17 protein-coding genes are annotated in these 15,064 nt (G+C 72.2%); 6 read left to right on the forward strand and 11 right to left on the reverse strand.

What is annotated here, in order from left to right:
- Positions 1-151: 151 nt before the first annotated feature.
- From U5640_RS17185 to U5640_RS17220, 8 genes are all read right to left on the reverse strand, one after another.
- A complete protein-coding gene (locus U5640_RS17185; RefSeq protein WP_340376674.1) occupies positions 152-1,249 on the reverse strand; it encodes a hypothetical protein in 1,098 nt (365 codons plus the stop codon).
- Positions 1,249-1,908, reverse strand: a complete 660-nt coding sequence (locus tag U5640_RS17190) for an RNA polymerase sigma factor (RefSeq protein WP_340376675.1) — start codon at positions 1,906-1,908, stop codon at positions 1,249-1,251. The genes U5640_RS17185 and U5640_RS17190 overlap by 1 nt, the downstream gene beginning before the upstream one ends.
- Before the next feature lie 326 nt (positions 1,909-2,234).
- Positions 2,235-3,005 (reverse strand): hypothetical protein, encoded by a 771-nt coding sequence (locus U5640_RS17195; RefSeq protein ID WP_340376676.1) that lies wholly within the window; start codon positions 3,003-3,005, stop codon positions 2,235-2,237.
- Between the two features lie 96 nt (positions 3,006-3,101).
- Entirely contained in the window at positions 3,102-3,737 is a 636-nt protein-coding gene (locus U5640_RS17200) for an RNA polymerase sigma factor (protein ID WP_340376677.1), read from the reverse strand.
- Between the two features lie 161 nt (positions 3,738-3,898).
- Positions 3,899-4,351, reverse strand: coding sequence for a hypothetical protein (locus U5640_RS17205; protein WP_340376678.1), 453 nt, complete (start codon positions 4,349-4,351; stop codon positions 3,899-3,901).
- Between the two features lie 120 nt (positions 4,352-4,471).
- Entirely contained in the window at positions 4,472-4,864 is a 393-nt protein-coding gene (locus U5640_RS17210) for a hypothetical protein (protein ID WP_340376679.1), read from the reverse strand.
- Between the two features lie 147 nt (positions 4,865-5,011).
- The gene (locus U5640_RS17215; protein WP_340376680.1) at positions 5,012-5,563 is read right to left on the reverse strand and encodes a hypothetical protein; all 552 of its coding nucleotides are present in this window, start codon (positions 5,561-5,563) and stop codon (positions 5,012-5,014) included.
- A gap of 128 nt (positions 5,564-5,691) precedes the next feature.
- Positions 5,692-7,284 carry a glycoside hydrolase family 20 protein gene (locus U5640_RS17220; protein WP_340385160.1) on the reverse strand — a complete coding sequence of 531 codons (1,593 nt, stop codon included), beginning with the start codon at positions 7,282-7,284 and terminating at the stop codon, positions 5,692-5,694.
- A gap of 273 nt (positions 7,285-7,557) precedes the next feature.
- Between U5640_RS17220 and U5640_RS17225 the strand changes: the two genes are divergently transcribed.
- The 6 genes from U5640_RS17225 (at position 7,558) to U5640_RS17250 (ending at position 12,557) form a co-directional block, all read left to right on the forward strand.
- Positions 7,558-8,112, forward strand: a complete 555-nt coding sequence (locus tag U5640_RS17225) for a 2-oxo-4-hydroxy-4-carboxy-5-ureidoimidazoline decarboxylase (RefSeq protein WP_340376681.1) — start codon at positions 7,558-7,560, stop codon at positions 8,110-8,112.
- 253 nt (positions 8,113-8,365) lie between these two features.
- Positions 8,366-8,746 (forward strand): succinate dehydrogenase, cytochrome b556 subunit, encoded by a 381-nt coding sequence (gene sdhC / locus U5640_RS17230; protein ID WP_079061657.1) that lies wholly within the window; start codon positions 8,366-8,368, stop codon positions 8,744-8,746.
- Positions 8,747-8,751: 5 nt separating this feature from the next.
- On the forward strand, positions 8,752-9,234 hold the full coding sequence (locus U5640_RS17235) for a succinate dehydrogenase hydrophobic membrane anchor subunit (RefSeq protein ID WP_340376682.1): 483 nt from the start codon (positions 8,752-8,754) through the stop codon (positions 9,232-9,234).
- Positions 9,235-9,253: 19 nt separating this feature from the next.
- On the forward strand, positions 9,254-11,011 hold the full coding sequence (gene sdhA / locus U5640_RS17240) for a succinate dehydrogenase flavoprotein subunit (protein ID WP_340376683.1): 1,758 nt from the start codon (positions 9,254-9,256) through the stop codon (positions 11,009-11,011).
- A complete protein-coding gene (locus tag U5640_RS17245; RefSeq protein ID WP_055632035.1) occupies positions 11,011-11,772 on the forward strand; it encodes a succinate dehydrogenase iron-sulfur subunit in 762 nt (253 codons plus the stop codon). Before sdhA ends, U5640_RS17245 begins: the two co-directional genes overlap by 1 nt.
- A gap of 167 nt (positions 11,773-11,939) precedes the next feature.
- Complete coding sequence (locus U5640_RS17250) at positions 11,940-12,557, forward strand: Uma2 family endonuclease (RefSeq protein ID WP_340376684.1); 618 nt, start codon at positions 11,940-11,942, stop codon at positions 12,555-12,557.
- 7 nt (positions 12,558-12,564) lie between these two features.
- On the opposite strand, the gene U5640_RS17255 is transcribed toward U5640_RS17250, so the two are convergent.
- From U5640_RS17255 to U5640_RS17265, 3 genes are all read right to left on the reverse strand, one after another.
- Positions 12,565-13,008: an SMI1/KNR4 family protein gene (locus U5640_RS17255; RefSeq protein ID WP_340376685.1), complete on the reverse strand. Its 444-nt coding sequence runs from the start codon at positions 13,006-13,008 to the stop codon at positions 12,565-12,567.
- A gap of 18 nt (positions 13,009-13,026) precedes the next feature.
- Positions 13,027-14,511 carry an FAD-binding protein gene (locus U5640_RS17260; RefSeq protein ID WP_340376686.1) on the reverse strand — a complete coding sequence of 495 codons (1,485 nt, stop codon included), beginning with the start codon at positions 14,509-14,511 and terminating at the stop codon, positions 13,027-13,029.
- Between the two features lie 170 nt (positions 14,512-14,681).
- The gene (locus U5640_RS17265; protein ID WP_055632039.1) at positions 14,682-14,945 is read right to left on the reverse strand and encodes a TM2 domain-containing protein; all 264 of its coding nucleotides are present in this window, start codon (positions 14,943-14,945) and stop codon (positions 14,682-14,684) included.
- Positions 14,946-15,064: the final 119 nt, after the last annotated feature.

A 15,064-nucleotide genomic window follows, 5' to 3' on the forward strand; every position in this document is an offset into this window, starting at 1 on the left:
GGGGGGAACCCCGGCTGCGTGCGAAGGCCGATGACCAGTCGGCTCACTTGTTACTGCGTCGCGGCTCCCGAAAACGTCACACCCGGCGCGAAAAAACTTCAGAGATCTGCGAAGTCGCAGGTCAGATGGGGTGTGTGGGAGTCGGGGGGAGTCAGTGGCGGCCGGTGCCGCCGTGCCCGCCGTTGCCCCCGTGGCCGCCGCCGTTTCTGTGGCCGCCGCCATTTCCGTGGCCGCCGCTGTGGCCGTCCGAGCCGGTGCCGCCGTCGTGGTCGCCGTCCCGGCCGTACCCCGTGCCGGCCGCGGCGCCCGGGCCGGCGGAGAGCCCGGCCGAACCTTCGTCGTAGGTGCCCCGGCCGGTGCCGCTGTCGTGGTCGCCCCAGGAGTTCCCGTGGTCCGAGTCGTCCTGACCGCCGCCCCCGTTCCGGCCGGGGCCGCCGTCCAGGACGTACGCGCAGTACGTCGGCACCCGGGACCGGCCGCCGGCCAGGCCCTCCAGGGTGCGGCGACGCTCGGTGCCCAGCGGCCGGCCGGCCTCGACGTCCCGGCAGGACGAGGTCACGCCCTGCGGCCACCCGCCGCGGGCGCCGGGTGCGGTGGCGGAGCCGTCCGTGCCCTTCGCCCTCCCGGTGGTGTCGCGGTCGGCACCGCCGTCGGGCGCCACCGCGTCCGGGGCGCCGTCGGAGGTCTCCGATGTCTCGGAGGTCTTCGGGGAGGGCGAGGCCGACTGATGGTCGGGGCTCGCGGCGCCGGAGACGGAAGCGCCGGGTTCGGGCCCGGCCCCGTCGAAGGGGCTCGGGAGCACTCCGCTGCCGGCGGCGACCGCGACCCCGCCGAGCATGCCGGCGGCCACGACGGCGGCCAGCCCGAGCCTCAGCGGGCGGCTCAGGCGGCGGTGTGCCCGTTCGCCGTTGCGATCGGCGCCGGTGCGGCCGCCGATACGGACCAGTCCGGCGTCGCCCGGATACGCCGACGGGTGTGACGTGGGCGACTGCTGTGACGTGAGGGACAGCGCAGGGGACTCACGGGCCGCCCGGGCCTCGCTGAAGGCCTTCAGGGCGGCCTCCTCACCGGGGAGCTCCTCGTCGGCCCGCAGCGGTTCGGCGCCCAGCGCGGAGAGTGCGGCCAGCGTTCTGGCGAGGCGTTCGGCCTGGTCCTGGGCTTCCGGGGCGACAGCGTTCTCGGGTGACTCACCGCGCAGCAGACGCTCCGCCGTCTCACGGTCGAGCCACCTGTCCTGCTTGTCGGCCATCACATGTCCTTCTGCGTCCGCGCGCTCGGTTGCGTCACACTCGCGGACGTTACCGCGCGCGAACGCGGCCCTCGCTGCGGAGGCAGGGCATCGAGCACCCCGGCGGTCTCCGGATCGTCGCCGAGCATCTCGGCGAGCTTCTTCAGGCCGCGGTGCGCGGCGGTGCGGACGGCGCCGGGGCGCTTGCCGAGGGTCTCGGCGGCGGTCTTGGCGTCCAGGCCCATCACGACCCGCAGCACGACCGCCTCGGCCTGGTCCTGCGGGAGCCGGGAGATGAGGTCGAGGGTGCGGCCGGTGGCCAGCGCCTCGATGGCCTCGCCGGCGGTGTCGCACTCGGCGGCCCGGCCGGTCAGCTCGGTCTCGTCGCCGCCGATCGCGGGGCGCCGGCCGCGCATCCGTATGTGGTCGAGCGCGCGGTTGCGGGCGATCCGGGCGGCCCAGCCGCGGAAGCGGTCCGCGTCGCCCCCGAAGCGCTCCAGGTCCCGGGCGATCTGCAGCCACGCCTCGGAGGCCACGTCCTCGGCGTCGAGGTCGCCGACGAGTGTGCGCACGTACCCGAGGAGCCGCGGGTGCACCGCGCGGTACACAGCCCGGAAAGCGGTCTCGTCCCCGTTCTGTGCCGCAAGCACCGCGGCTGTCAGCTCCGCGTCGTCCCCCACGTCGTGGTTCCTCGGTCGGTCGATGGTCGCGGTCGAGACCGCTGGTCGGTGCGGTGGACCGCAGGTCGTCGCGGTGGTCTGCCGCTTGGCCCGTCCGGCGCGAAAGGCACGTTACGACCTGAAAGCACCGCCCGTCCATGTCCGTACAACATGCAACTGACTCGTGATCCCGTCGGGGACGGTCCCGCACGGTACCCGGGGTGTGACAGAAAACGCACGCCCGGCGCTGAAGGAAGTACGGGCCGCCGCGCGGTCCGTGCCGCGCGACGGCCGGGGTCTCTCCTGTGGGGGGTGGCGACCCCGGTCGTTGCCTCGGCAGCGTGAGGCTACTGCTTCCCGGCGCTGCCCTTGGGGGTTTTCGCGGCCTTCTCCCGGCCCTTGCCGGTGGTGCCGTTGCCCTTGCCGTCGTTGTTGCCGTCGTTGTTGCCGTTGCTCCCGCCGTCATTCCCGCCGTCGTCGCGGGCCGGCGCCGTCTGGGCCGCGCAGTACGCCTCGACGTTCTCCTCGCCGCCCGCCGCCGTCACCAGCCGCTGCCAGGCCGTGGAGTCCAGCGCCCTGCCCCGGCCCTCGACCCGCTCGTAGGCGCGGCAGCGGGCCGCGGTGTCCTGCGCGGTCACCGGGCGGTCCCGGTCGGCGGGGGCCGAGGGGGCGGCCGGGGACGGGGTGGGCGACGGCGCGGCGGAGCGGCCCTCGGACGGGGGCGCGGACCGCTCCGGACGCCTGGCCTCGGCCGTGTCCTGCCCGGCGGACCCGATCGCGGCGAACGCGACCCCGCCGAGGACGAGGCTCGCGACGGCGACGGAGAGCGTCGCCCGCAGCGAGCGGGCGGTGGACCGGCGGGTCCGGGGCCGCCAGTCGTCGCGCCGACGGGTACGGGCGGTGTGCGCGCCCGCGTCCCGGGCGGCCCGGAAGGCGGCCACGGCCCGCTGCTCGCCCTCGCTGCCCGCGGGCGGCGCGACGGGACCGCCCGCGATGCGCAGAACCTCGGCGAGCAGAGCCTCCAGCTCCTGGTCGGCCGCGTCCGCCGCAGGACCCGTGCCGGCCGGGCGCGGACGCCGAGGGACCGGCTCCCCGCCGTCGTTCAGCCGTTCACCCATGTCCGTTTCCGTCTCTGTCCTGTGCGTACGTCTGTGCGTGCCGCCGATCCCCATGACTGTCCGGGTGGCCGTGGCCGGCCGTGCGGCCGTGGCCGTTCATGTCGCATCCCCCAGCGTGCGGGGTCCGTCATCCGTCACACCGTCGCCGTTCGCGTCCGTCACACCGAGCTGGCGGGCCAGGCGTTTCAGGCCGCGGTGCGCGGCCGTGCGGACCGCGCCGGGGCGCTTGCCCAGGACCCGTGCCGCGGCGGGACCGTCCAGTCCCACGACGACCCTCAGCAGCACGGCCTCCGCCTGGTCCCGCGGGAGTCCCCGGACCAGTTCCAGCGCCCGCGCGGTGGAGAGCGACTCCAGCGCCTGGTCGTGCGTGGTGTGCGGACCGGGCAGGTCCATGGCCACCTCGTGCTCCAGCGCCGCCGCCCTCGGCCGCACCCGCAGCCGGCGCAGATGGTCCAGGGCCCGGTGCCGGGCGATGGTCGCGGTCCAGCCGCGGAACCCGGCGCCGTCGCCCTTGAACCGCCCGAGATCGCGGGCGATCTCCAGCCAGGCGTCGGAGGCCACGTCCTCGGCGTCGTCCCCGACGATCCCGCGCAGATAGCCGAGCAGCCCCGGCTGGACGATCCGGTACGCGACGGCGAACGCGGTCTCGTCGCCGTCCTGGGCCCGCGCCACGGCCGCGCCCAGCTCCCCGTCGTACGCCTGTGCGCGCCGGGGTTCCCCTCCCTGGCCCAAGACTGTCCTCGTTCGTACGGAATTCGCTGGGGGTGGACCCTCACGGTCTTCAGCGCCGGGCCGCACAGAAATGTCACAGGGTGGGCCGTCCGCCCCGGTCGCGGACCGGCCCCGCACCCGGCCCTCCTGCACCGCGTTCTGCACCGCGTCCAGCACCGCGTTCAGACCGTCACCCGGCGGGAGCGGCCGTGCAGGGTGAGGTAGAAGGTCCGCAGGGACTCCTCGGGGGCGCCCGTCTCGAAGCGGTTGACGACCTTGCCGAGCGGGTTCCAGACCCGGCCGTCGGGCATCCGCACCCCGACCGGCTGCCCGAACCAGCCGCGCTGCGGCTCGTCCAGGTCCACCCAGGTGGCGCCGGCGCGGCGGACGAGCACCTCACCGACGTACGCGCCCAGTCCCACGAGCGTGTCGTGGGCGCGCGCCCGGTCGGCGCCGCCCTTGCGCAGCCCGTCGGCCAGGAAGTCGACCAGGCGCAGGCTGGCCGGGGAGTAGTCGAGGGGCAGCCGGTGCCGTGCGGTGGCGCGCTCGACGAACGCGCCGGCGCACGCCCGCATGTCCGCCGCCCCCGTCCCGCACGGGTCCGTCCCGCGCCGTTCTTCCGTCGTGCCGCCCATGGGCCGCCACCCTCCGCTCGGCCCGCCGGGCCCGCTCGGTCCGCGGGGAACCGGCTCGGCTCCCCGCTGTCCCAGCGGCCGGCGGCGCCGGAGCGTCACGGGTTGCGGACGTGTCGTCGGTCACGTGCGCAGGGCGTCCCGGCAGAGCAGCCGGAGCGATCCGTGGCCGCCGAAGCACCGGCGGGCCTCGTCGATGGGGTCCCAGAGGCGGCCGTCCGGGGTGCGGACCCAGTGGTCGCCGCCGGCCGCCCACCACTCGGCTCCGCCGTGGCGGACGATCACCTCACCGGCGTACGCCCCGAGTCCGCGCAGCACGTTCTCGACGGCCGGGTACGGGGTGTTTTCGGCGCGCAGGTCCTCGATCAGCCGGTCGACGCGCCACAGGCTCTGCGCGGAGTGGTCGAGGTACAGGCGGGCGCCCTCGCGCAGCGCGGACAGCGTGTCGGCCGCCCAGCGCACCGGCTGCACGGCGGCCTGGGGCCGGGCGGGGAACGGGTGAGTCGTCGTGGTCATGTACGGGAAAGCGTGGCGGGGTCATGATCCGTCACGCGGTTTCGGGCACCTTCCCGGAACCGGCCCGGAACCCGCACAGGAGTGAGGGTCGTGCGGTCGTACGGGCCCCTTCGGTGAGGAGCGCGCAGCGGTCGGCTCCCCGCCGGGTCAGGCGCGCCCGCGGGCTCGGCGGGAGACCACCGCCCGCAGGATGCGGCGGCCCTCCGTGGAGACGTCCAGGGCGCGGCGCAGGCCGGCCGGGCCGTGGGCCGCGAGGAGTTCCAGGACGGTGACCTGGCGGCGCAGCTCGGCCGCGACCAGGGGCGGCATGCCCTCCGTGCGGCCCGCGCGGCGGGAGTCGACGGAGTCGGCGTCCTTTGCCGGGTCGAGGAGACGGTGGATCTGGAGCGAGGCGACGGAGCAGGCGTCGGCCCAGACCCGTATCTCGGCGGGGGCCCGGCGGGCGGGGGCGGCGTCGAGCATCCGGCGGGCGAGCAGCACCGCCTCGCCGCCGTTCTCGCCGGACTCCAGTTTGGCGCGTATCTGTTCCAGCCCGCTGTCCCAGTCCGCGTCCGCACCGGTCTCGGCGAGGCTCGCCCACAGCGGCCGCAGGATGCCGTCGTCCCCGCCGAGCAGCGGCACGCACCGGTCCAGACAGGCCAGCCCACTGGCGGCCAGTCCGCGTTCGTCGGCCTGAGCGATCAGTTCCACCAGGCTCATCCACGTCTCCCTCGCCGGCGCGCCACCCTCACGGAGCCCGCACCTTCCCTTACTGCGTGCAACGGAGGAAGACTGTCACAGAGTGGATTTTCAGCCAAGGGGTGATCGACAGGCCGAAAAGCCCCGCCTCAGCCCAGCCGCCCCGCGAGTGTCCTGAACTGTGCCCAGCTGAGGGCCGGGGTGCGGGCGTCCCACAGCTTCTGCGCGGTGGCCCGCAACGGCATCCGGATCCCCGCCGCGACCTGGTCCTGGGTCTGGGAGTTCGCGAGGTCGCACCAGACGGAGAAGGACCCGCCGAGGATCTGGGCGTCGTACGCCGAGGACACCGGCGTCGTCCCGCGCAGCACCCGCGGCGTCCACTGCTCGTAGATCCGCCGGCCCGTCGGATAGACGAAGGTCTGCGGCTCGCCGAGGACGTAGTACAGGTACTCGTCGTTGTAGTTGAGCACCTTGCGCCCCGCGCTCAGGTACGCGGTCGGCACCCGCGCCCCGATCTCCTTGCCGGTCCAGTACGCGACCACCAGGTCGGAGGCCGGCTTGACGGTCGTGTCGCGGAAGAACCCGTCGTTCCAGACCCGCATGGTCCGGCCATGGGCCCGGACCGTGCCGGCGCGGTCGTTGAGCCACCCGGTGGCGAGGTCGGCGACGCCCGCCCCGGAGCCGTAGCGCTGCCGTGCGGCGGCGGCGAGCTGCGGGAAGGAGGCGGCCGGGTTGGACACGGTCAGCGCCTGGTACTCGTCGCCGCCGAGGTGCCACTGCGTGCCCGGGAAGAGGCTCGCGTACTCGTTGAGCAGGTCGTCGAGCAGCTTCGCGGAGGCGTCCTTGGAGATGTCGATGGCCCCGCGCGTGGCGACGCCGTTGACGTTGCGCAGCTGGAGCTCGGGGTGGGCGGCGAGGACGGCCCCCAGGTGCCCGGGCGAGTCGATCTCGGGCACGACGGTGATGTGCCGGGAGGCGGCGAGGTCGACGATCCGCTTCACCTGCGCCTTGGTGAGGTGCTGCGCGGCGACGATCTCGGGATGGGTGTCGGACTCGATCCGGAAGGCCTGGTCGTCGGAGAAGTGCAGGGCGAACTGGTTGTACTTCAGGTCCCCCAGCTCCCGGACGCGGTCCTCGATCCAGCCCGGCGAGAAGTACTTGCGGGCGATGTCCAGCGAGAAGGCGCGCTGCGGCTTGGCCGGCGCGTCCCTGACGACGCCCTCCGGCGCGGTGCCGCCGCCTCGGACCTCCTGCTTGAGCGTGCGCGTCCCGTAGAACACCCCGACGTCGGAGGGGCCGCCGACGGTGACCCGCCCGTCCCGCACGGTCAGGGTGTACGACTGGGTGCCACCGCTCCCGCCGAGCGTCAGCCGCAGATCCCCGGAGCGGTTGTCGCTCCGCTGCCCGGCGTACGACATGCCCAGCTCACCGGCGATCAGCCGGCCCTCGTCGGCAAGCCGCGGGTCGGTGACGACGACCCGGTGCCCGGCGGCGGGCCGCCAGCCGGGTCCGCGCGCCGCCGTGAAGCGCTGGACCGCCGGGATCGTGCGCGGGGCGGTGGACAGCGGGTACGTGCGGCTCGGGCGGGGGCTGGGGGACGGCGCGGCGGCGACGGACCGCTCGCCGCCGGACGCGGCCCGGGAGGTCTGGCCCGCCGCCGACGCGGCGGGTGCGCCGTCGTCCCCGTCGGAGGCCCACAGCCCCACGCCGACGCCGAGGGCGGCGACCAGACCGCCGGCTATCAGGGCCCGCAGGGCCACCTGCTCCCGGACCTTCTTCCGCGGCGCCGCACGCCGATGCCTGTGCCTGCTCACCCGGCCAACCGTACGTCGCCCGGGTGACGGGGGCGCGCCGACCGGGGCATCGCACGCGTCACCGAACGGTCACCGAGAGAGTCCACCAGCGGCTTCGAAACTCTCTCGTTCGAGTGAAATTCGGGCAAGCGTCGGACACCGGATGACCACTCCCGATAACGTTGCGCCACACCTTTCACCGCATCCCCTGCCACATCACTCGTGACGCGAGGATCCACGCTGCCTGCGCACCGTCTTCCCCACCTCACCGGCCGCCTTCCGATACCGGCGCAGACCCGGACACCCCCGGCCACCCCGGTGGACACCTTCAACACCGTCCCGGCCGAAGAGGCCCTCGCCTCCCTCCTCGCCTGCCTGCACAGCCCCTGCTGGGCGCGCAGGGTCGCGGACCACCGCCCCTACCCCACGGTCGACGCCCTCCTCGCCGCCTCCGACGAGGCGGCCTACGACCTCACGGCCGCCGACCTTGCCGAAGCCCTCGCGGCGGAATCCCTCCCCGCCCTCCCGGCGGATGCCTACGAGGCCGCCCACCTGGCCCTGGACGCGGCCCACGCGGCCTACGAAGCCCGCTTCGGGCACGTGTTCGTCATCTGCCTCGACGGCGTCCCTGCGGCCGAGACCCTGGACGTCGTCCTGGAGAGCATCCGGTCACGATTGACGAACGATCCGGAGGACGAACGGGTGGCGGCAGCAGAAGAACTCCGCCGCCTCGCGAGGCAACGCCTACTGGAGACGCTCAGGGGCGCGGGGCTGTAGTCGATGTGCGGCTACCGCCGCGTGGGCGCGACCAGCCACAACGATCCCGCACCCGGCAGATAACAGCACAACCCGCCACACACGCCGCACGGCTCACCCATACGCGTGCCAGTTTGATCACACAGGTAGGCCCGCTGTAAGCCCAGCGCCGCAGCGTGGCTACGATGCTGGGGGCCGGTGGACCGTACCCGGCCGGGCCCGTCCGACAGCACAAGCCGGCAGGCCCCAATCCCCGCTCCCGGAGGGTTCTTCCGTGCCGGCTGGAACGCTGTACCGCGGCCGGGAAGGAATGTGGTCCTGGGTGGCTCACCGAGTCACCGGCGTCCTCATCTTCTTCTTCCTGTTCGTTCACGTGCTGGACACCGCTCTCGTGCGTGTCTCCCCCGAGGACTACGACAAGGTCGTAGCCACGTACAAGACGCCGATCGTCGCCGTGCTCGAGTACGGTCTGGTCGCCGCCATCCTCTTCCACGCGCTCAACGGCCTGCGTGTCATCGCCGTCGACTTCTGGTCGAAGGGCCCGCGCTACCAGAAGCAGATGCTGTGGAGTGTCGTCGGCATCTGGGTCGTGCTGATGCTCGGGGCGATCTACCCCGTCCTCGGCCACGCCGCTCGTGAACTGTTCGGGAGCTGAGACCGATGGCCACCACTGAAACCACCGCGTCCGGGATCGGTCCCGTCGAGGGCCCCTCGATCTACAACGTCGACAACCCGGCGCCCCTCATCGAGGCCCCGCGCCAGCGCACCAGGAAGACCCCGCGCTCGACCCGCGGCAACTTCGAGATGGCCGCGTGGCTGTTCATGCGGCTGTCCGGCGTCGTGCTGGTCGTCCTGGTCATCGGTCACCTGCTGATCCAGCTCGTGCTGGACGGCGGCGTGTCGAAGATCGGCTTCGCGTTCGTGGCAGGCCGCTGGGCGTCCCCGTTCTGGCAGGTCTGGGACCTGCTGATGCTGTGGCTCGCGATGCTGCACGGCGCGAACGGCCTGCGCACGGTCATCAACGACTACGCGGAGCGCGCGAACACCCGGCTGTGGCTGAAGGGCCTGCTCTACACCGCCACGGTGTTCACCATCCTGCTGGGCACGCTGGTGATCTTCACCTTCGACCCGAACATCCGCTAGGCACGGGGTTACGAGACTCATGAAGATCCACAAGTACGACACCGTCATCGTCGGCGCGGGCGGCGCCGGCATGCGCGCCGCCATCGAGTCGACGAAGCGCAGCCGCACCGCCGTGCTCACCAAGCTCTACCCCACCCGCTCCCACACGGGCGCCGCGCAGGGCGGCATGGCCGCCGCGCTGGCCAACGTGGAGGAGGACAACTGGGAGTGGCACACCTTCGACACGGTCAAGGGCGGTGACTACCTGGTCGACCAGGACGCCGCCGAGATCCTGGCGAAGGAGGCCATCGACTCCGTCCTCGACCTGGAGAAGATGGGCCTGCCGTTCAACCGGACCCCGAACGGCACGATCGACCAGCGCCGCTTCGGCGGCCACAGCCGCAACCACGGCGAGGCCCCGGTCCGCCGCTCCTGCTACGCGGCCGACCGCACCGGTCACATGATCCTCCAGACGCTGTACCAGAACTGCGTGAAGGAGGGCGTGGAGTTCTTCAACGAGTTCTACGTCCTCGACCAGCTGATCACCGAAGAGGACGGCGTCAAGAAGTCCGCCGGTGTGGTCGCCTACGAGCTGGCCACCGGCGAGATCCACGTCTTCCAGGCGAAGGCCGTCATCTACGCCTCCGGCGGCTGCGGCAAGTTCTTCAAGGTGACGTCGAACGCCCACACGCTGACCGGTGACGGCCAGGCCGCGGTCTACCGGCGCGGGCTGCCGCTGGAGGACATGGAGTTCTTCCAGTTCCACCCGACCGGCATCTGGCGCATGGGCATCCTGCTGACGGAGGGCGCCCGCGGTGAGGGCGGCATCCTCCGCAACAAGGACGGCGAGCGCTTCATGGAGAAGTACGCGCCGGTCATGAAGGACCTCGCGTCCCGTGACGTCGTCTCCCGCTCCATCTACACGGAGATCCGCGAAGGCCGCGGCTGCGGTCCCGAGGGCGACCACGTCTACCTGGACCTGACGCACCTCCCCCCGGAGCAGCTGGACGCCAAGCTCCCGGACATCACCGAGTTCGCACGCACCTACCTCGGCATCGAGCCCTACACGGACCCGATCCCGATCCAGCCCACCGCGCACTACGCCATGGGCGGCATCCCGACCAACGTCGAGGGTGAGGTCCTGGCGGACAACACCACCGTCGTGCCGGGCCTGTACGCGGCCGGCGAGGTCGCCTGCGTCTCCGTGCACGGCGCCAACCGCCTCGGCACCAACTCGCTGCTGGACATCAACGTCTTCGGCCGCCGGGCCGGCATCGCCGCGGCGGAGTACAGCCAGAAGACCGCGACGTTCGTCGAGCTGCCGGAGAACCCGGCGCAGCTCGTCGTGGACCAGATCGAGCGGCTGCGCAGCTCCACGGGCACCGAGCGGGTGGCGACCCTGCGCAAGGAGCTGCAGGAGACCATGGACGCGAACGTCATGGTGTTCCGCACCGAGCAGACGATCAAGACGGCGGTCGAGAAGATCGCGGAGCTGCGCGAGCGCTACAAGAACGTCTCGATCCAGGACAAGGGCAAGCGGTTCAACACGGACCTGCTGGAGGCGATCGAGCTGGGCAACCTGCTCGACCTGGCCGAGGTCATGGCGGTGTCGGCCCTCGCCCGCAAGGAGTCCCGCGGCGGCCACTACCGCGAGGACTACCCCAACCGCGACGACGTCAACTTCATGCGGCACACCATGGCGTACCGCGAGGTCGGCGACGACGGCACGGATTCCATTCGTCTCGACTACAAGCCGGTCGTCCAGACCCGCTACCAGCCGATGGAGCGTAAGTACTGATGGCAACCCCTGTTCTGGACAAGGTCGAGGCGGAGGCCGCGGCGTCCCCCTACATCACGGTCACCTTCCGGATCCGCCGCTTCAACCCCGAGGTCTCGGCCGAGGCGGTCTGGGAGGACTTCCAGCTGGAGATCGACCCGAAGGAGCGTGTCCTCGACGGTCTCCACAAGATCAAGTGGGACCTGGACGGCACCCTGACGTTCCGCCGCTCCTGCGCCCACGGCATCTGCGGCTCGGACGCGATGCGGATCAACGGCAAGAACCGCCTCGCCTGCAAGACGCTGATCAAGGACATCAACCCCGAGAAGCCGATCACGGTCGAGGCCATCAAGGGCCTGACGGTGCTCAAGGACCTCGTGGTCGACATGGACCCGTTCTTCCAGGCGTACCGCGACGTCATGCCCTTCCTCATCACGAAGGACACGAACGAGCCGACCCGCGAACGCCTCCAGACGGCGGAGGACCGCGAGCGCTTCGACGACACGACGAAGTGCATCCTCTGCGCGGCCTGCACGTCCTCGTGCCCGGTCTTCTGGAACGACGGCCAGTACTTCGGCCCGGCGGCCATCGTCAACGCGCACCGCTTCATCTTCGACTCGCGTGACGAGGCCGGCGAGCAGCGCCTGGAGATCCTGAACGACCGCGACGGCGTCTGGCGCTGCCGCACCACGTTCAACTGCACGGACGCCTGCCCGCGCGGCATCGAGGTCACCAAGGCGATCGCCGAGGTCAAGAAGGCGCTGATCACGCGCCGCTTCTGACCCGCGGTCCCGTAGGTCCACGAGGGCCCCGTCTTCCGGTTTCGTCACCGGGGGCGGGGCCCTCGGGCGTTCAAACACCACGATCGGGTGAACGTGATCAAGAGGGACATCCGGGCGGCGTCCGGCCTACGATGATGCTCTCGACACCAGCCCCAAGGAGGCACGCGATGTCCGCTGCATCCGTCGAGCAGCCCTTCGACGACGAGCCGTTCTCCCTCACGGCCATCGCCGACGAGATCATGGAGCGCCATCCGGGCTACCGCGTCGAGATCATCGGAGGTCACCTCCTCGTGACACCGTCACCGGATGCCCCGCACGCCCGCGCACTGACGAAGCTCATGCGCCCCTTCATCACAGCAGGGCTCGACGACGGGGAAACAGAGGTCCTGCAGAACGTCGGTCTGTGGTTGCCGACCGGCGAGGAGGACTACGCCATCCCCGACCTGGTGATCGTGGACTCCGACATCGACGACCACCTGGTGGAGAACAACGCGTACGATCCGGCCCCTTTCCGCCTGGTCCTGGAAGTGACCTCCGGCAACTGGAAGGACGACCTGAGGACCAAGGTCGCCGCGTACGCCCAGGCCAGGATCCCGGTGTACGTCGTCGTCGACCGCAAGCACGAGCGCGTCCACGTCCTCACCGAACCGACCGTGGGCGGCTACGACAAGCACCAGTTCTACGCCCCCGGCCAGTCCCTCACCCTCCCCGCGTCCATCGGTGCCGAGGTCACCCTGGACGTGACGGAGATCCTCGCGGCGGGCCGGCCCAGGAAGAGCGACTGACCCCGCGTCACCAGGACGCGTACCACTCCGGGTCGCCGGTGGCCAGGCGGCGGCGCAGATAGTCCTCCAGGTCGTTGGCCACCCAGCGGCGGCTGTCGCTCTCGTGCTCCCAGACGAAGACGTCCGGCCGCTCGGGCTTCACGACGAAGCCGAAGAGGTCGCCCCCCGCGCTCTCGCCGAAGAGCAGCAGCGGATCGAACGGCATGTACAGCTCCCGGAAGTCGGCCGCACTCCTGAACTCCAGGTTCCGGTCCACGACTTCGCCGACGGAACAGACGATCCCGGTGCCGTACTTGTCCCGGGCCCCGTCCGCCGCCCTCCAGAACTCCTTCAGCGCTGCGGGCAGCGGGTGCCCCAGCACCACTTCGGCCACCCGCATCTGCTCCTCGCATCCGGGACCGTCGGCGAGGTCCACGTCCGACGACAGCGAGGAGATCAGCTCGGTCCACATACGGTGATCCTTCATGGTTCAGAAGACGCCCTGACCCGGGGTCAGGATTCCGTTCGGATCGTACGTGTGCTTCGCCCGCGCGAGGGCGGGCCAGGCGGCGCCGAAGTGGGTCCGCCAGTCGTCGCGGGTGAGCCGCATGCCGCCCACCGGGTAACGGGTGCCGCCGGCCGCGACGACGGTGTCGTAGGCGGCGCGGTTGGCCGCCAGGGCACGGTCGACGGCCGCGGCGTCGTCCGGCGGGACGGTGCGCAGGAAGTCGAAGAGGTGGAAGACGTCGTCGTCGGGGGTGCGCAGCAGCGGCGTCCTGAAGTGCTTGCGGAGCAGGGGATAGAAGAGGACCACCCCGCCGGGTCCCAGGGTGTCGGGGGTGAGCGCGTCCAGCAGCGGGGCGGCGAGGGCCGCGGCGGACCGGCCGGGGAACATCAGGTCGAGCCAGGGGTGGGCGTACGCCCACAGGCCCGACTCCTTCAGCACGGCGACGAAGGGCGCGATGCGGTCCAGGAAGTCGTAGTAGGTGCGGTCGGTACGGCTGACGGTCGCCGGGTCGTGGCGCAGGCCCCGCAGCAGGACCGTGTCGTCGGGCGCGGGGCCGACCGGTGGACCGTAGGCCGCGGCTTCGAGGACGTACACCCGGAACGCGCCCCCGGCGTCCGCGGAGACCTGGCCCTCCACGTAGGCGAAGCGGCCCTCCCGCACGAGGAGGCGCTGGTCCTCCAGGAAGGTGTCCAGGTCGTCGTAGGTCAGCAGGTAGTGGCGCACGGTCGCGGGCGCGGGGACGAGCCGTACGGTCGCCTCGACGATGACCGCGCACTGCCCGAGCCCCGCCAGCACGGCGTGGAAGAGGTCGGGGCGGTGGGTGGGCGAACAGCGGACCAGTTCACCCGCGCCGGTGACGACCCGGAGCTGGGTGACGTTGTCGACCTGGGCGCCGTGCTGGTGGCCCTGGCCGCCGAGGCCGCCCACGGACAGGGTGCCGCCGACGGAGAGTTCGAGGTAGTCGGTGAAGACGGGCGGGGTGAGGCCGTGGGCGAGGGTGGCCCGGGCGACCGCGCTCCAGCGGGCGCCTGCGCCGACGGTGACCGTGGTGCTCGCCGAGTCCAGGGCGCCGATGCCGGCCAGGGTCGCGGTCTCGATGACCAGGCCGCCGCGCGTCTGCGCCTGGCCGAAGGCGGCGTGCCCCTGGCCGCGCGGCGCGACGGGCAGCCGGTGGTCGTTGCAGAACCGGATCATGGTGACGACGTCACGGACCGAGCCCGGGCGCAGGACGGCCGAGGGGCGGTGGTGCACGAGGTGGCCGAAGTCGTCGGCCGCGGCGGTGAGCGAGGCGTCGTCCGTGACGAGGGTGCCGTCCAGCCGGGGAATCCTGGCGAGGCCGGCCGGCGGGGCGCCGGTCTCCTGCGCGGTCGCGGCCCAGCTCCGGGCGGTGGGGTCGAAGCCGATGACGGTGGCTCCGGCGAGGGTGACTCCGTGTAAGACGGTGCGCCGTGACGGGGTGCGGGACATGCGGATGCCACCTCTCGAGCCGCGCGAAGTCCTCAAATCCGCGCCAGCCTAGGACAGTGGGCCGCCGTCGTGCGGGGTTTTCGCGCCCCGGGTCGCGCCGGGGGTACGGCGAGGGCCCCGCTCCTCGAAGACTCGCAGGAGGGGGCCCTCGCCGTGTGCGGCGCCCGGGCTCAGCCGCGCAGGACGCGGCCCTGGCTGTCGGTGCGGTCGTTGCTCGTGAGGAACAGGATGCCGTCGATCAGGGCCCAGAAGCCCAGGCCGCCGCAGGTCAGGAGCTGGGCGATGCCGACGCCGACCGAACCGACGTAGAAGCGTCCGATGCCGAGGGTGCCCAGGAAGAGCTGGAGGATACCGGCGACGATCTTCGACTTGTCGGAGTACGGGCGGCCGAGCGGGTCGACGCCGTAGGGGGCCTCGGGGGTGGGGACGGTCATGAGAACTGCTCCTGGGACGACTTCGGGTGACCGGGCCTGCCGGCTCCGGACGGGGACTCCAGGAGGGATGCGACGTACTGCTCCTGCGCGTCGACGATCGTCGACGACCACGTCCGCGC

Source organism: Streptomyces sp. SS7 (genome assembly GCF_037993025.1).
Taxonomy (GTDB): domain Bacteria; phylum Actinomycetota; class Actinomycetes; order Streptomycetales; family Streptomycetaceae; genus Streptomyces.

Bases quoted from the DNA above. Each gene is read 5' to 3' on its own strand.
- U5640_RS17185 (WP_340376674.1), bottom strand. From the start codon at position 1,249: ATGGCCGACAAGCAGGACAGGTGGCTCGACCGTGAGACGGCGGAGCGT.
- U5640_RS17195 (WP_340376676.1), bottom strand. From the start codon at position 3,005: ATGGGTGAACGGCTGAACGACGGCGGGGAGCCGGTCCCTCGGCGTCCG.
- U5640_RS17205 (WP_340376678.1), bottom strand. From the start codon at position 4,351: ATGGGCGGCACGACGGAAGAACGGCGCGGGACGGACCCGTGCGGGACG.
- U5640_RS17210 (WP_340376679.1), bottom strand. From the start codon at position 4,864: ATGACCACGACGACTCACCCGTTCCCCGCCCGGCCCCAGGCCGCCGTG.
- U5640_RS17215 (WP_340376680.1), bottom strand. From the start codon at position 5,563: ATGAGCCTGGTGGAACTGATCGCTCAGGCCGACGAACGCGGACTGGCC.
- U5640_RS17235 (WP_340376682.1), top strand. From the start codon at position 8,752: ATGGCCACCACTGAAACCACCGCGTCCGGGATCGGTCCCGTCGAGGGC.
- sdhA (WP_340376683.1), top strand. From the start codon at position 9,254: ATGAAGATCCACAAGTACGACACCGTCATCGTCGGCGCGGGCGGCGCC.
- U5640_RS17245 (WP_055632035.1), top strand. From the start codon at position 11,011: ATGGCAACCCCTGTTCTGGACAAGGTCGAGGCGGAGGCCGCGGCGTCC.
- U5640_RS17250 (WP_340376684.1), top strand. From the start codon at position 11,940: ATGTCCGCTGCATCCGTCGAGCAGCCCTTCGACGACGAGCCGTTCTCC.
- U5640_RS17255 (WP_340376685.1), bottom strand. From the start codon at position 13,008: ATGTGGACCGAGCTGATCTCCTCGCTGTCGTCGGACGTGGACCTCGCC.
- U5640_RS17260 (WP_340376686.1), bottom strand. From the start codon at position 14,511: ATGTCCCGCACCCCGTCACGGCGCACCGTCTTACACGGAGTCACCCTC.
- U5640_RS17265 (WP_055632039.1), bottom strand. From the start codon at position 14,945: ATGACCGTCCCCACCCCCGAGGCCCCCTACGGCGTCGACCCGCTCGGC.